The sequence below is a fragment of the Mariniphaga sp. genome (assembly GCF_041687215.1).
In the GTDB taxonomy this organism is placed as follows: domain Bacteria; phylum Bacteroidota; class Bacteroidia; order Bacteroidales; family Prolixibacteraceae; genus Mariniphaga.
This window is the reverse complement of sequence record NZ_JAWLCI010000046.1, coordinates 1-15,244: the sequence shown is the minus strand read 5'-3', so window position 1 is coordinate 15,244 and position 15,244 is coordinate 1. Positions and strand designations below refer to the sequence as shown.

At 40.8% G+C, this 15,244-nt stretch carries 16 protein-coding genes and 1 pseudogene; 16 read left to right on the top strand and 1 reads right to left on the bottom strand.

The annotated features are described in order from the left end of the window. Nucleotides 1-11 precede the first annotated feature (11 nt). Nucleotides 12-1,307: a hypothetical protein gene (locus ACESMA_RS15020; protein WP_372949667.1), complete on the bottom strand. Its 1,296-nt coding sequence runs from the start codon at nt 1,305-1,307 to the stop codon at nt 12-14. A 330-nt stretch (nt 1,308-1,637) separates the two neighbouring features. On the opposite strand from ACESMA_RS15020, the gene ACESMA_RS15015 reads away from it, so the two are divergent. The 16 genes and pseudogenes from ACESMA_RS15015 to ACESMA_RS14940 all read left to right on the top strand — a co-directional run. After that, nucleotides 1,638-2,162 (top strand): RpiB/LacA/LacB family sugar-phosphate isomerase, encoded by a 525-nt coding sequence (locus ACESMA_RS15015; RefSeq protein WP_372949666.1) that lies wholly within the window; start codon nt 1,638-1,640, stop codon nt 2,160-2,162. Nucleotides 2,163-2,339: 177 nt separating this feature from the next. Next, nucleotides 2,340-2,777: a hypothetical protein gene (locus ACESMA_RS15010; protein ID WP_372949665.1), complete on the top strand. Its 438-nt coding sequence runs from the start codon at nt 2,340-2,342 to the stop codon at nt 2,775-2,777. Nucleotides 2,778-2,797: 20 nt separating this feature from the next. Continuing rightward, a complete protein-coding gene (locus tag ACESMA_RS15005) occupies nt 2,798-3,298 on the top strand; it encodes an outer membrane beta-barrel protein (RefSeq protein WP_372949664.1) in 501 nt (166 codons plus the stop codon). Between the two features lie 3 nt (nt 3,299-3,301). Next, complete coding sequence (locus tag ACESMA_RS15000) at nt 3,302-3,499, top strand: hypothetical protein (RefSeq protein ID WP_372949663.1); 198 nt, start codon at nt 3,302-3,304, stop codon at nt 3,497-3,499. A 58-nt stretch (nt 3,500-3,557) separates the two neighbouring features. Beyond that, nucleotides 3,558-3,743: a hypothetical protein gene (locus ACESMA_RS14995; RefSeq protein ID WP_372949662.1), complete on the top strand. Its 186-nt coding sequence runs from the start codon at nt 3,558-3,560 to the stop codon at nt 3,741-3,743. Nucleotides 3,744-4,003: 260 nt separating this feature from the next. Further along, a complete protein-coding gene (locus tag ACESMA_RS14990; RefSeq protein ID WP_372949661.1) occupies nt 4,004-4,648 on the top strand; it encodes a PIG-L deacetylase family protein in 645 nt (214 codons plus the stop codon). Beyond that, a complete protein-coding gene (locus ACESMA_RS14985; RefSeq protein WP_372949660.1) occupies nt 4,645-5,787 on the top strand; it encodes a glycosyltransferase family 4 protein in 1,143 nt (380 codons plus the stop codon). Before ACESMA_RS14990 ends, ACESMA_RS14985 begins: the two co-directional genes overlap by 4 nt. Before the next feature lie 35 nt (nt 5,788-5,822). Beyond that, entirely contained in the window at nt 5,823-6,581 is a 759-nt protein-coding gene (locus tag ACESMA_RS14980; protein ID WP_372949659.1) for an SDR family NAD(P)-dependent oxidoreductase, read from the top strand. Beyond that, entirely contained in the window at nt 6,578-7,276 is a 699-nt protein-coding gene (locus ACESMA_RS14975; protein ID WP_411289413.1) for a VIT family protein, read from the top strand. The genes ACESMA_RS14980 and ACESMA_RS14975 overlap by 4 nt, the downstream gene beginning before the upstream one ends. Before the next feature lie 18 nt (nt 7,277-7,294). Continuing rightward, the gene (locus tag ACESMA_RS14970; protein WP_372949657.1) at nt 7,295-8,467 is read left to right on the top strand and encodes a glycoside hydrolase 100 family protein; all 1,173 of its coding nucleotides are present in this window, start codon (nt 7,295-7,297) and stop codon (nt 8,465-8,467) included. Nucleotides 8,468-8,479: 12 nt separating this feature from the next. After that, on the top strand, nt 8,480-11,026 hold the full coding sequence (glgP, locus tag ACESMA_RS14965; RefSeq protein WP_372949656.1) for an alpha-glucan family phosphorylase: 2,547 nt from the start codon (nt 8,480-8,482) through the stop codon (nt 11,024-11,026). Between the two features lie 87 nt (nt 11,027-11,113). Further along, the gene (gene pyk / locus ACESMA_RS14960) at nt 11,114-12,541 is read left to right on the top strand and encodes a pyruvate kinase (protein ID WP_372949655.1); all 1,428 of its coding nucleotides are present in this window, start codon (nt 11,114-11,116) and stop codon (nt 12,539-12,541) included. A 113-nt stretch (nt 12,542-12,654) separates the two neighbouring features. Further along, on the top strand, nt 12,655-13,251 hold the full coding sequence (locus ACESMA_RS14955) for a chemotaxis protein CheB (protein ID WP_372949654.1): 597 nt from the start codon (nt 12,655-12,657) through the stop codon (nt 13,249-13,251). A 268-nt stretch (nt 13,252-13,519) separates the two neighbouring features. Then, nucleotides 13,520-14,404 carry a PPK2 family polyphosphate kinase gene (locus ACESMA_RS14950; protein WP_372949653.1) on the top strand — a complete coding sequence of 295 codons (885 nt, stop codon included), beginning with the start codon at nt 13,520-13,522 and terminating at the stop codon, nt 14,402-14,404. 24 nt (nt 14,405-14,428) lie between these two features. After that, entirely contained in the window at nt 14,429-14,944 is a 516-nt protein-coding gene (locus tag ACESMA_RS14945) for an FAD/NAD(P)-binding oxidoreductase (protein ID WP_372949690.1), read from the top strand. Next, nucleotides 14,899-15,021: pseudogene (locus ACESMA_RS14940) on the top strand (IS66 family transposase); the annotation flags it as partial. The gene ACESMA_RS14945 and the pseudogene ACESMA_RS14940, both read left to right, overlap by 46 nt. Between the last annotated feature and the right edge of the window lie 223 nt (nt 15,022-15,244).

Below are 15,244 nucleotides of genomic sequence, written 5' to 3'. Positions count from 1 at the left end.
ATCTGTTAATTTTATGTTTCCCATTCAACTGTAATCTTCTGTTCGCGCAAAAACTGCAGAAACTTTTCTTCAAATTCAAACGATTGTGTCATATTACCAAAACTCAGCACCAGCTTATCGCCAAATCCGGCAACACCGCAATTTAACTTCAGTTTTTTGTTAGGTGGTGGCGGTGTCATAACAAAATAGTCAATTAACCTGCCGGTTTCATCGGACAAATCTATTTTACCCAAATTGGTAAGCACTCCGCTGTACTGGTTAGTTCCGAGCGAGTAGTATTTCATGCGCAGGATCAAACTTTTCAAAAACAAAGGTATTCCCCTTACAAACAGCTTTCTTTCACTTCCTACATTTCTCGAAATATTCTTATGAATCAGTTTTTCATCGGTTTCCAATTTTGTTTGGTGATAAACCGATTTAATAATTTCATCGAACGTGTAATGCCCCAGACGCAAATCAATTTCAGGCATTACAAACAGGGTAAAATTCCGCATGGTTTTCGAGGGGAATATATTGCGTAAATTTACCGGTACCTGAACCCGAAGCTTTTTTCGTTTTTTGTACTTGCTGTATTTATTCAAACCTTCAAAAATTTCCTGCAAAATATACAGATAAACCGATGTAAGATAGACCGTTATGCTTACCTCCTTTTTGTGAGCAACCTCTTTTATTTGTTCCAGCGAAACAATGGCCTTGAGCACCGTAAAGCGGGGTACAGGTTTTAACGGATAAGGAAGATGAAAAGCCATAGACCGTTTTACCATTGGCGGGATTTCTGCTTTAAAATAGCGGCTATAAGCATCTTCGTATTCTTCTTCCGAAATCCGGTCAACCCTATTGTTAACCTGATATTCTGCCGGAATTTTAGCGCCGCATTCACCTGAATACACAATCAGTATGGTTTTGAAAAATTCCAGCGCCCCACTCCCATCGGTTAAAATGTGCGAACATTCAATGCTGAGGCTATTGCCTTTAACCGCGATTCGTGTTAACAGGCTTCCATTGGGAAATTTCCTGCAGGGTGGTTTGTCATCAGGCTCAATGGGAATGTGTTGCGGGAGATGCTCCAGGTAATACCAGAAAAATCCTTCTTTAAGTTGTACCCTGAAAAACGGAAAACGCTTTTCAGCCTGCAAAACTGCTATTTGTAAATTTTTTATATTCACCGGGTGGTTCATAACAGCCGTTACGCGGAGGACAGAAGTAACCTCACTGGTAATAACAGCAGGAAATATTTTCGCAGCATTATCAAGCGCAAACCAAAATTTGCCGGGTTCTGTTGCCGTATTGCTGCTTTTATTTTTCAAGAAATCAATTATACAGATAAAAAAAATACATATCGCATTCGCTGTTCAAATTTATGAATTTTACGGAGAAACCGGTCAGGTGTTTTGAGTGTATTTAATTCCCCGGCGATTTAGAGGTTAATGCTTTCATATTGCAATACAACGAATAAAAAGTTTTACTGAACAATATCAACCCTAAATGTGTGAATTATGTAATTTATATAAAAAGATGTGTAACCCAAATTCGAACGCGGAGGTTTAACTTTGGTTTCAACAAAAATCTTTTAGTAAAATGTAAAAAGCATAAAAAGTAAAAAACCGCAATGAAAGAGCAGCAAAAACAATAAAAACATGGAAACAGCAATGCATAAAAATAGGGCAGGTAGCAAAACAAGAGAATTGATGCGTATAGGTATTGCAACCGATTTTGGATGGTTTGAAATAAAGGCAAAACTAACAGCAGCCCTAAATGCAGCAGGGTATGAGATAGCAGACATTGGCGCTTATGAGTTGGTTGCCGGAAACGACTATCCTGATTTTGTGATTCCACTGGCAAAAGCGGTTTCAGAAGGTGAAGATATACAGAACCCGGCTGCCAGAAACAGCGTTCAAGCTTGTGCGGCTGCAAACAAAATACCCGGGGTGTTTGCCGTTTTAATAAAAGAACACTTGCCAAATAATGCAGAAGAAGATGAGGATGAATATGTCAGGTGTTTGGGTGGACAGATCACAGGTTACGCATTGTCCGATAAAAAAGTAATGAATTTTCTTAACACCGGTTATTCTTCAGGCATACCGTCCAACCATCGTCTGGCAAAAGTGAAGGCGTTGAAAAGAGAAAACAAAACACGATCAGCGGAAAAGAGTTTGGTTTAATTCTCAAAGTCAATATTTTGGTAAACAGTCATGAATGTGGGAATGATGTAACTCTTATTAAGAATTATGTAATGCTTTATAACCTTAAAGTTGTGAACTTGCAATGGTGAAAATTCATTCACGACTGTTCCGCCAGTTGCGGAAATTTAAAGCACAGAAATAATGAAAACGCAAAAAATGAACAGATCGGTAAAAAGTATCCTTTTAGCAATTTTTGCGGTAATGATAATCATACCATTCACATCATGCGCAAAAAAATTCACGTTTCTCAACTCAACTGTTGTTCCGGGAGCCGATGGTTATGTTAAAGTGGAAAAAGACAAAAACAAGAATTATATTATTAATGTAGAAGTGTCGGATTTGGCAGAAGTAGAAAGGGTTCAGGCATCAAAAACCACGTATGTGGTGTGGATGGAAACCGACGAGGGAAATGCCGAAAATCTGGGACAGTTAAAAAGCTCGACCAGCTTTTTTTCAAAACGCCATAATGCATCGCTGGAAACGGTATCTTCTTATAAACCTGTAAAAATATTTATAACCACCGAAGAAGGCGTCAATACTCAATTTCCTGGCCGCCAGGTAGTATTAACCACCGAAAATTTTAAAGTAAAATAATCAAAATGAAAAATTGTAAAATGAAGAAACAAATTTTTACTATTATCCTGGTTTTAGCAACCGGCTTTGCTTTTGCACAAAGTCCCATTTCAAAAGGCGAATCTCAAATTAATTTAGGAGTTGGGCTTTCATCGTGGGGCGTCCCCGTTTATATTGGATTCGATTATGGAGTACATCCCGACATAACTCTCGGGGCCGAAGCATCTTTCCGTTCTTACAACGACAACTGGCGCGATCATAAATACAAACATTCGGTCATTGGAATTCAGGGAAATGCCAATTACCATTTTAACAGAGTATTGAATATTCCATCGCCATGGGATTTTTATGCAGGGCTAAATCTTGGCTTTTACAGTTGGAGATCGCCAGACGATTATGAAGGTACTCACACATCGGGACTTGGACTTGGCGGACAAATTGGTGGCCGGTACTATTTCTCCAACAAGGTAGGAGTTAATTTAGAATTTGGCGGTGGCAATGCCTTCTCAGGAGGAAAATTCGGATTAACAATAAAACTTTAAAAAATGCAAACAAATTTCAGTTTGGACTATTGGGACCACCTAAAACCAATACTCAAAAATGAATTTCCACAACTGACCAATGCCGATCTATTTTGGCGGCATGAAACGAAAAACGATTTGTTTAAGTTGATTGCAACAAAACTGGGAAAAACACAGAAACAATTTGAAGAGGCAATTGATACGCTGGACCGTACTTATTAAATCAAAAATGAGCAAGCATTTTATTTAAAAAATGGAAAATGAATATAGAACAGAAAAAATGGAAACAAAATTTGACATGAACCAGTGGAGATTAATCAAGGATAAACTACAGGAAAAATATCCGAAACTTAACAATGCTGATCTAATTTGGGGGCGTGTATCAAGAAATGATTTGCTGGAAATGATTTCAAGCAAACTGGGGAAAACCCGAAAAGAAATAATCGATGTAATTGATTCATTTTGAGGATAATTCCTGAATATAAATAAACAAAGTAATAACATTATAACATTAAAATGATCTACATTTATCTAATTATTCCCATAGTAATTTTTTTGCTGCTGGGGATTAAAATTTTATGGGCCACACAACGGGTTAAAGTTGAACAACAAAACAAAAAGCAATGAAATTAATAAAACAGACAAGAATTTGTAGTGGCCATTCAAACGATAATCAACAACAGATTTTGGTTAAAAATTTTCTTACTACTCACTGAAAAATATATAATGGATGAACCAGCACCTAAAAACGTTGCCATAATTGTTGCCCACCCCGACGACGAAACTTTATGGGCCGGTGGAACAATTTTGAGCCACCCGTCATGGAATTGTTTTATTGTTTCGGTTTGCCGGGGAGATGATACTGATCGTGCGTCAAAATTTTACAACGCATTAAAAGTGCTGAAATCGGAAGGAAATATGGGAGACCTTGATGACGGCCCCGACCAAAATCCGCTGGATGAAGAAGAAGTTGAACAAACTATTCTGAATTTGCTGCCCGAAAAACATTACGATCTTGTTTTTTCTCACAATCCAAACGGTGAATATACCCGCCATTTGCGGCACGAAGAAGTAAGCAAAGCAGTTATTACACTCTGGAACAAAAGCAAAATTGCTGCCGATGAACTACGAACTTTTGCTTACGAAGATGGTCAGAAAAAATACTATCCGCGGCCAATGGAAAACGCAGCAATATACCGTACACTTACAAAACGAATTTGGCTCAGAAAATACAGTATTCTAAGAGAAACTTACGGATTTGAAAAAGAGAGTTGGGAAGTTCAAACAACTCCCCGCGAAGAAGCTTTCTGGCAATTTACCAACCCGTTTCTTGCAAGGAAATGGTTAAACAACGGAGGAATATACCGATGAAGGTTTTGGTTTTATATGATTATCCGCCCTCGCCCGGGGGACTTGCCACCCAGGGAGACCTTTTATACAAAGGACTTGTTGAGATGGGAATTGATGCCCACCCGGTGCATTTTGAATCGGCACAGGAAAAGGAATGGTATTACCGCTGGTTTGAGCCCGATGTAGTAGTTGGAGTTGGATACTGGGGGCACACGCCACAGTTGGTGCTGCATCCGCAACGATATGGTGTGCAACCTGTTCCGTGGCTGGTTGCCGATGGTTACATTGCAAACTATCAGGAAGTTTTGAACGCACTTCCACTGATTCTGGTAACATCAAACTGGGTAAAGGAAATGTATGTCCGCGATGGGATTGATGGCGATAAAATTGAAGTGCTTCCTGTGGGTTGTAATACGGATACTTTTATTCCTTTTGAAAAGAATGATCCAAAAATTCTGGCCGTACGTGAAGCGTTGGGTGTTTCTCCCGAACAATTAATGATTCTCACCGTTGGCGGTGATGCAGCCTCAAAAGGCGCCCAGGAAGTGATGCAGGCGCTTGCTATTATCGACACCAAAGCGCCCGACTGGAAATATGTATGCAAAGTTTGGCCGCAGCCACGAACCAAAACACAAAACCTGGCCGATTTGCAATTGGCCACCGATTTGGGAATTGAAAAAAATGTAACGTATGCCACCAATACCATTTCGCGCAACTTTATGCCTTATTTGATTGGCGCATGTGATATTTATGCAGCGCCCAGCCGGCTGGAAGGTTTCGGAATGCCGCAGGTGGAAGCCGGGGCATGCGGGAAACCTGTTGTCAGCTTAAAAGCTATGGGAATGTTGGATACACTTATTCATGGCGAAACCGCATTTCTGGCAAAAATTGCCCGTAAAATTGCAGTAAACGAAGTTATGATTGGCGAAGAATCGGGATTTGAAGATCAGCATAAAGTAATTTTCAATGTGCCCAGAACAGTGGACTACCGCGCAAATGTGCAGGATATTGCCAGGTATTTATTAAAACTTATGAAAGATAATGTTCTTCGTGATAAAATGGGAAAAGCTGGCAGGGAGAGAGTTGTGGAAAACTTCGATTACCGGGTGGTTGCCAAACGGTTTGTACAGATTATTAACGACAGATTGGGAATATATTGATTGGGAATAATAATTCAATTTTAAACAAGTTAATCATGAAAAGAACAGAAAACAAAGTAGTCATCGTTACCGGTGGCGCATTGGGAATTGGCCGCGAAACCTGCCTTTTGCTGGCAAAAGAAGGTGCCAAAGTTGCCGTAACTGATGTTCTTGACAAAGAAGGAAAGGAATTAACGGAAGAAATTAACCATTCAGGAGGAGTGGCAAAATTCTGGCATCTTGATGTTGCAGACGAAAAAGAAGTTAAAAAAGTATATGCCAAAGTAGTCGGGGAATTTGGGAAAATTGACGCATTGGTAAATAATGCCGGAATTGCAGGCGCTGACAAACCAACCCATGAACTTACCGAAAAAGAATGGGATGCGGTAATGAATGTGAACGTAAAAGGAGTCTTCTTCTGCACGAAACATGCCATTCCGTACATGCAAAAATCGGGTAGCGGAAGCATAGTAAACCTTTCTTCCATTTACGGTTTGGTCGGTGCCGCAGATTTACCTCCCTACCATGCCTCAAAAGGTGCGGTCAGGTTAATGTCGAAAACCGATGCGCTTATTTATGCCAAAGATAATATACGGGTGAACTCTGTACATCCGGGTTTTATCTGGACACCGCTGGTTGAAGCGTTAGGCAAAAAAAATCCGGAATTCAGAAAACAGTTGGATAGCCTGCACCCGATAGGACATGTTGGCGAATCCATCGACATTGCCTACGGAATAATTTATCTGATTTCCGACGAATCAAAATTTGTTACCGGAAGCGAATTGGTTATCGATGGGGGTTATACCTGCAAATAAATAGAGTGAAACGTGAAAATCATTTTGTAAAAAGAAGCGGATGGCTAAGAGCTTCTGTATTGGGAGCCAACGATGGAATTCTTTCCACCACCAGTTTAGCCATTGGAGTTGCTGCTGCAAGTGTGGCACGGGAGCCAATCATACTGGCAACCCTGGCAGGCCTGGTTGCGGGAGCCTTGTCAATGGCTGCCGGAGAATATGTTTCTGTAAGTTCGCAATTGGATGTTGAAACTGCAGATTTAAAACGGGAAAAACATGAACTTGACAGTATTCCGGAAATTGAATTGAATGAGCTTTCAAAAATATACGAAAACAGAGGACTGACCAGCGATTTAGCCATTGAGGTTGCAAAACAACTTACAGCCCATAATGCTTTGGAAGCGCATGCACGGGATGAATTGGGTCTTAATGAAATATCCAGGGCAAAACCTTTGCAGGCCGCCTTTGCATCTGCAACATCGTTTATAGTGGGTGGAATATTTCCACTTCTGATTTCAATTTTTGCTCCGTTAAGTCAAATGATATATTTCCAATATGGATTCTCAATTATGTTTCTTGCTCTATCAGGAACTGTTGCAGCAAAAGTTGGAGGGTCTCCAATCAGCAAATCAGTAGTGAGAATTTGTATCTGGGGAACCATTGCCATGATTATGTCAGCATTGATTGGATATTTGTTTGGAGTGAGTGTAAATTAGGTTGTAACAATAAAAATCATGCAAATCACTAACATAAAAGAAATTGAACAAGCAAAAAAAGCTGCACTTGAAATTTTACTTCATAATGCTCACGGACCTTTTCACGGTTTGCCCCGAACAGCAGGCTGGGGATATCCGGAACCCTATACAAGGGATCTGATGATTTCTGTTCTTGGGATAGCTGTTTCCGGTAATCAAAAATTATTGGACAGCATTCGTAAAGTACTGGAAACACTGGCAAAAAACCAAACCGGACATGGTCATATTCCATCGCTGGTGCACGACAACGATGATCGTGGGGCAAGTGACACTACCCCACTGTTTTTATTGGCAACCGGCATATTCAGAAAAGTTACAGGTGAAGCTGATTTTCTTGCTGAAGCTGTTGAAAAATCATTGGTTTGGATGAATTACCAGAGCCCTTCCGACCGGTTTTTGATTGCACAACAACCCACCAGCGACTGGCGCGATGAGCAATGGGTGATTGGGTACGGGCTGTTTGTAAACACATTGGTTTACAGTTACCTCCGAATGCTCGGCAAACACGAGTCGGCAGAAAATATGCGCCACGCCATGAGCCGGTTCACCGTTACCGGGGGAACCATGCACCGGCATGTTCATGAAGGTCTGGTGGTAAAATACAAACCTTACTACGCTTTTTGGTCGTACAAAATTTTTAGCAGCGAGCGCTTCGATTTGCTTGGCAACAGTCTGGCTATTCTTTCAGGAATTGCTTCACCTTCGCGGGCCGAAGAAATGGTTTCGTGGATTGAAGCAGAATGTGCCGGAATGTGCGAAAGAGGCGAATTAACAGGTAATCTTCCACCCAACTTTTTCCCTTTTATCAAGCCTGAAGACCCCGACTGGCACGAACGATATTCAACTTTTAATCAACCGGGCGATTACCACAATGGCGGAATTTGGCCTTTTATTGCCGGATTTTATATCGCTGCACTTGTTGCTGCAAAAAGGTATAAACTTGCCGAAGAAAAACTGGTTGCACTCACTCAATGCATCAAATTAACACGGTCAGACAAACTCGAATTCGGATTTAACGAGTGGATTAAAGCTCAGGACGGAAAACCTAAAGGAAACGACTGGCAAACCTGGAGCGCTTCAATGTACCTCTATGCCGCAAAATGTGTGGAAGAAAAAAGTACACCATTTTTCGATGAAATGCGAAAACAATAACATTCAAACATTATGAAGGAAAAAAACAAAATAAAAAAACCGGTTTACAGTTATTTGCCCAAAAAGCAAAAAGAGGTCAACATACTTTCCGAACTGGCGCTCGACCTGCGATGGTCGTGGGATCACTCCGCCGATGAAGTCTGGCGGCAACTGGCCCCTGAACTTTGGGATATCACACATAATCCATGGGCAGTTTTACAAACCATTTCAAGGGACAAATTCCAATCCGTAACCGATAACCCGAAATTCCGGAGAAAGATTAATTTCCTCTTGAAATCAATGAAAAAATCAAATGCAGCGCCTGCCTGGTTCCAAAAACAACATCCAAAATCATCCCTTACCTGCGTGGCTTATTTTTGTATGGAATTCATGTTAAGTGAAGCCCTCCCCATATATTCGGGCGGTTTGGGAAATGTTGCCGGCGATCAGTTAAAAGCAGCCAGCGATTTGGGTGTTCCGGTTGTTGGCATTGGCCTGCTTTATCAGCAAGGCTACTTCCGCCAGGAAATTGATATCGATGGTGTGCAACATGCCCTTTATCCGTTTAACGACCCCGGGCAATTGCCTGTAAGGCCATTGCGCCAATCCAACGGGGAATGGTTGCGTTTAAAAATCGAACTGCCCGGTTATCCTGTTTGGCTAAGAGTTTGGCAGGCCCGGGTTGGCAGGGTAAATCTGTATCTGCTCGACAGCAACGATGTAGCAAATTTCCCTGTTCATCGGGGGATAACTGCTGAATTGTATGGTGGTGATGCAGAAATTCGTTTTAAACAGGAATTGATTCTTGGAATTGGTGGCTGGCGTTTGCTGGAGGAGCTGAATATTCATCCTGAAGTATGCCATCTAAACGAAGGTCATGCTGCTTTTGCCATTTTGGAACGTGCGTATAGTTTTATGCAGAAAACCGGGCAACCTTTTGATGTTGCACTGGCTGTTACCAGGGCCGGGAACCTGTTTACCACACACACCGCTGTGCCGGCCGGTTTCGATCTTTTCAAATCAACGCTTGTAGAACAATACCTTGGTGAATACGCAGAACAAAATCTTGGTATATCGCGACAGCAATTGCTGGGTTTAGGCCGGAAAAATCCCGGCGATGAATCTGAAAGTTTCAATATGGCCTACCTGGCTATCCGTGGAAGCGGAGCGGTTAACGGGGTTAGCTGGCTTCACGGGAAAGTCAGCCGGAGTATGTTTGAACCATTATTCCCGAATTGGCCAACAAACGAGGTACCGGTTAGTCATATTACCAATGGCGTGCACATGCCAACATGGGATTCAAAAGAGGCAGACGAAATATGGACTGAAGCTTGCGGAAAAGACCGTTGGCTGGGCATGAACAAAACCCTGGAACAAGACATCCGCAAGGTTTCTGATGAACGGCTTTGGGAAATGCGCACCAACGCAAACAAAGCGCTTATTCAATTTGCCCGCGAACATTTCAGAAAACAATTGCTTAGCTCCGGGCATTCGACCTATGCCATTGAACAGGCAAAAAATCTGTTTGATCCCAACATTTTAACATTAGGTTTTGCCAGACGATTTGCTACTTATAAAAGGCCAAATTTATTGCTGCACGACCCCGAACGATTGCTGCGTTTGTTAACAAACCCGGAATTCCCTGTGCAACTCATCATTGCAGGCAAAGCTCACCCTGCCGATCAAAAAGGGATGGACTTGATTAAGGAATGGATGGAATTTATACGACGGAATGAGCTGAATCCTCCTGTAATTTTCCTCAGCGACTACGATATGCATGTTTCAGAAAATCTGGTTCAGGGAGTTGATGTTTGGTTGAATACACCACGCCGGCCCTGGGAAGCCAGCGGAACCAGTGGTATGAAAGTATTGGTAAATGGCGGCATTAATCTTTCGGAACTGGATGGCTGGTGGGCCAAAGCATACAATCCCGAAGTTGGCTGGGCGCTGGGTGATGGCAACGAACATGGAGATGATCCTTTCTGGGATGCCCTGGAAGCTGAACAACTTTACAACATACTGGAAAATGAAGTAGTACCTGAATTTTATACCCGGAATGAAAAAGGAATCCCTTCATCCTGGATTGCGCGAATGCGTGAAAGTATGGCACAATTAACCCCGCAGTTCTCAGCCGACAGAACGGTAAGGGAATATACTGAACAGCACTATCTGCCTGCTGCCAAAACATATCTTAAACGCGTTGCCAAAAAGGGATTAAAGGGAAAACAAATGATGAACGAGTTGCAAAACCTTCAGGAAAACTGGGATTCGATCCGTTTTGGTGAAACAAAAATTGCAACATCAGAAAAGCAGCATACATTCGATGTTCAGGTTTATTTTAATGATGTAAACCCGGATACCGTGCGCGTAGAACTTTTTGCCGAAGGCATGAACGGCAACGCACCGCAAATAACAAATATGGAGCGAGGTAAAAAATCAGATGGCACAGCTAATGGATATCATTTTGTCGCATCAGTCAACTCAAACCGACCTGCAACAGATTATACACCACGTGTAATACCAAACCTTTCCGGTGTTTCGGGTCCTCTGGAAACAGCTCTTATTCTTTGGCAACATTAATGTGGATAACACCCGGCTAAGACATTTAAAATCTTATTTAGGCAACCAAACTACGTATTTATTCGTTCCTGAATAAAACAAAACACTATGAAGCAAATCAGATCACAAACAAAGATAATCGCGACTTTAGGGCCGGCAACTTCCTCTAAAAATATTATTTCTGATTTAATAACGTCGGGAGTTGATGTTTTTAGGATAAATTTTTCGCATTCTTCAAAAGAGGAATATTTGAGGTTAACCAGTCTGATTAAAGAATTAAACCGGGAATTGTGCACCAATGTGGCCATTTTGGCCGATTTGCAGGGGCCAAAGCTAAGGGTGGGCGCAATTGAAAACAATTTGATTCTGTTAAATGAAGGTGATGTGATAACCTTTGTTAATGAAAATCGTGTCGGGCAAAAAGATCATATTTACATGAGCTATCAGGAATTCCCGAATGATGTAAATGCCGGTGAAGTCATATTAATTGACGATGGTAAAATAAAGCTGGAAGTGATTGAAACCAATAAAAAAGATGCTGTTTGGGCAAAAGTTATTTACGGCGGGCCGCTTTCTTCGTACAAAGGGGTAAACCTGCCCGGCACCAAAGTTTCGCTGCCGTGCCTGACGGAAGAAGATATTTCGAACACTATGTTTGCGCTGGAAAACGGTGTGGACTGGATTGCCATGTCATTTGTCAGAAAGGCTTCGGATGTTCCTGAATTAAAAAAGCTTATCAGCAAAAGTAACAACGATGCCGGCGTAATTGCCAAAATTGAAAAACCGGAAGCGCTCCTTGAAATTGATCAGATTATTGATGCGGCCGATGGTATTATGGTTGCGCGGGGTGACCTGGGTGTGGAAGTGCCGTTTGACGAGGTTCCTTTGCACCAGAAACAAATTGTTGAAAAATGTATCAGGCAATCAAAACCGGTGATAATTGCAACCCAGATGATGGAAAGTATGATTACCAATTTCAGACCTACCCGCGCCGAAGCAAACGATGTGGCCAATGCCGTACTTGACGGCGCTGATACATTGATGCTAAGCGGTGAAACCTCCATAGGAAAATATCCGGTTGAAACCATAAAAAACATGCAACAGATTATTTTTCATACTGAATTCCAGGGTAATCCGTTTGACAAACAACACGAACCAATAAGGGGAAATTCCACTTTTCTGGCTGATTCGATATGCTTAAATGCAACAAAACTGGCCAAACAAGTGGGAGCTAAAGCAATCATAGTATTTACACATTCAGGATATACAGCAATCCGGATATCTAGTCATCGGCCAAAATCCCAAATATTCGCTTTTACCAATAACAAAAATATCGTGCAAAAAATTTCGTTGGTTTGGGGTGTAATGCCTTTCTTTTTAGACACTTACAATTATTTAAATGAGGCTATTCCCGAGGCAGTAAAAATTCTGAAAGATAAAAAATTGCTCTCCGAAGGTGACTGTGTGGTTTTTGTTGGAACTACTCCGTTGAAACTTCAGGGAAGCACAAATATGATGAAGGTTAGTTATGTGTAAAGAAATTTGTAAGCGGATAATGTGTGAATAATGTAACTTCTTTCAATAATTATGTAACAATTTCCTGTTTTCTAAGGCTTAATTTAGTTATCTCAAAAAAATATTTAGCAAACATGAAAACAAAAAATAATGCAAAAAACTTCCCGGTAGTTTGTGTGGGCGGTTCAGCCGGCGGACTTGATTCCTATATCAGGCTGCTGAAAAATTTACCTGTTGATATGGGTGTTGCGATAGTAATTGTTAACCACCTGAGAGAGGTAGCTACTCTTTTACACGAGATTCTTCCAAAATACACTGAGATGCCGGTTGAACTGATAACGGAAAAGTTAGTCATCGAACCCAACCATGTTTTCATCATCCCTGAAAAAAGAGATTTACATATTCTGAATGGAGAATTCCGGCTAAAACCAATATCAAAACCCTGGGGATGGCCCGATGTGATTACCGTTTTTATGCGCTCAATAACAAAAAACTGGGACGGCAAACTTATCGCCGTCATTGTTTCCGGTTATGATGGCGACGGAGCAGATGCGTTATGTGGCATAAAAGAAGTTGGGGGAGTTACCATTGCGCAGAAACCCGAAACAGCCGGACATCCGGATATGCCTGAAACTGCAATTGATAGCGGGTGCATCGATTTTATTCTTTCACCTGAGCAGATTGCCAAAAAAATTATAAAAATTGCCAATACAGAATCCTCGTCTGATTAGTAAGTTGTGATATTAAGAATAGATTTCACGCTACAACAATAGATTATAAACAGTGAGAAATATTCTTAATAAAATTGCAGTAGTTTTGATAATCTTTTAGGTAATCCAGTTAATTTAATACTCACAACTCAACTAAAAATATTGGAAACAGGTATTATTATAGTTTTGATAATCCTTGGTTTAGCTGCCTATTTTATATAAATTGTAATTTCTTAGCTCAAACCAGTTTATTATGGAAACTCATCTGATAAATTAATTTTTAATGTTTATGAAAGAAGTAAATACCTCCGATTTTATCGTTACAAACCCGGTTAAGCTGAATGAAATTCCAACAATACTGGAAACCGGCAAATCGAAAAAGGAAAAGAAAAAGGCACTTAAAAAAGTCGGGAAGAAGCTTGCTAAACTGCAAAACACCTTGTACGCTCACAACCGTTATGGGGTGCTTGTGTGCCTGCAGGGTATGGATACATCGGGTAAAGATAGTCTGATAAGAGAAGTTTTCAGTAAGTTTAATCCACGTGGCGTGGTGGTTCACAGTTTTAAATCACCAACCAGAAAAGAACTGCAACACGATTATTTATGGCGACACTGCGTTGCTTTGCCGGAAAAAGGCAAGTACGCAATCTTTAACCGCAGTCATTATGAAAATGTGCTGGTAACACGGGTAAATCCTCAGTATTTGCTTTACGAGAATATCCCGGGCATCGAAAAAGAGGAAGATATACCACCTGATTTTTGGGATAAACGATTTAACCAAATCAGAAATTTTGAGGAACATATTGCCCAAAACGGAATTATTGTTTTTAAGTTTTTTCTGCACCTGAGCAAAGAGGAACAAAGATTACGGTTACTGAGAAGGCTGGAAAAAAAAGATAAAAACTGGAAATTTGCACCCGGCGATTTAACCGAAAGAGAGCTTTGGGATGAGTATCTGAAATACTATGAAGAAGCTATAAACAAAACATCCTTTCCTCAAGCTCCGTGGAATATTATACCAGCCGACGACAAACGCACAGCAAGATACCTTGTGGCAAAAATCATTTATGAAAAAATGGTACAATATAATGATATAACCGAACCTCAACCTGATGCTAATCTTCTGAAAAATATAGATAAATACAAGGAAATACTTTCAAAGAAAGATGATTGATTAACACGGTTTCAAAAACAGCATATTGACGTGCGAATTCGCCACGAAGTGATTGAAATTGACCTTGAGAATAAGCGCGTAAAGGTCAGGAATTTTGATGAAGAAAAGGATTTTTGGGAACACTGGGACGACCTGCTTATTCCAACAGGAGCCTCCCCCTTTGTGCCCAACATGGAGAATATGGATGCCAGTGGAATTTTTGCCCTTTCTACCCTTCAAAGCGGAATAAATGTTTTCAACTTCATAAAGAAGAAAAAACCTACCAGGGCAGTAGTGTTGGGTGGTGGCTATATTGGTCTTGAGATGGCTGACCTTATTCTGAAGTGCATGACGGAGCAACATGTAAAGGTTTTTCTGAAAGAGAAATTGGTGAAGTTTGAAAAAAATGCCGGTGGCAGCATAAAATCGGTAATAACGGATAAACAAACCATTCCTGCCAATATTGTTATTTTGGGAATGGGTGTAAAACCCAACGCTGAACTGGCAACCCGGAAGTACCATTTACAAACAACCTTGCAGAAAGGGATATCAGGCCGGTAAAGGTCAAACAAAAAATATCAAACTACTTTCGTACTTTCAAGGGTGCCGAAATATATGCAGGAATTGAAGGGTTCATCCCGGTAGCTATCGGGACTGTCTGAAAGAATCAGCGAAATGTTTTTTCAGAATTATGTGCTACTTTTGAAGGACATAATTTTATAACTGGAAAAAGTACCAGGTAAATAATTACAATGCGTACATATAATGTTTAAAAAATGATAGTAAAAATTGAAACCAATAATGCTGAAGGAATTCACAAAGCATTAAACCAAAAATTAAAAACAAAATACAGTAAAAACG

Bases quoted from the DNA above. Each gene is read 5' to 3' on its own strand.
- ACESMA_RS15015 (WP_372949666.1), top strand. From the start codon at position 1,638: ATGGAAACAGCAATGCATAAAAATAGGGCAGGTAGCAAAACAAGAGAA.
- ACESMA_RS15005 (WP_372949664.1), top strand. From the start codon at position 2,798: ATGAAGAAACAAATTTTTACTATTATCCTGGTTTTAGCAACCGGCTTT.
- ACESMA_RS14985 (WP_372949660.1), top strand. From the start codon at position 4,645: ATGAAGGTTTTGGTTTTATATGATTATCCGCCCTCGCCCGGGGGACTT.
- ACESMA_RS14950 (WP_372949653.1), top strand. From the start codon at position 13,520: ATGAAAGAAGTAAATACCTCCGATTTTATCGTTACAAACCCGGTTAAG.
- ACESMA_RS14990 (WP_372949661.1), top strand. From the start codon at position 4,004: ATGGATGAACCAGCACCTAAAAACGTTGCCATAATTGTTGCCCACCCC.
- ACESMA_RS14980 (WP_372949659.1), top strand. From the start codon at position 5,823: ATGAAAAGAACAGAAAACAAAGTAGTCATCGTTACCGGTGGCGCATTG.
- ACESMA_RS15010 (WP_372949665.1), top strand. From the start codon at position 2,340: ATGAACAGATCGGTAAAAAGTATCCTTTTAGCAATTTTTGCGGTAATG.
- ACESMA_RS15000 (WP_372949663.1), top strand. From the start codon at position 3,302: ATGCAAACAAATTTCAGTTTGGACTATTGGGACCACCTAAAACCAATA.
- glgP (WP_372949656.1), top strand. From the start codon at position 8,480: ATGAAGGAAAAAAACAAAATAAAAAAACCGGTTTACAGTTATTTGCCC.
- pyk (WP_372949655.1), top strand. From the start codon at position 11,114: ATGAAGCAAATCAGATCACAAACAAAGATAATCGCGACTTTAGGGCCG.
- ACESMA_RS14955 (WP_372949654.1), top strand. From the start codon at position 12,655: ATGAAAACAAAAAATAATGCAAAAAACTTCCCGGTAGTTTGTGTGGGC.
- ACESMA_RS14970 (WP_372949657.1), top strand. From the start codon at position 7,295: ATGCAAATCACTAACATAAAAGAAATTGAACAAGCAAAAAAAGCTGCA.
- ACESMA_RS14995 (WP_372949662.1), top strand. From the start codon at position 3,558: ATGGAAACAAAATTTGACATGAACCAGTGGAGATTAATCAAGGATAAA.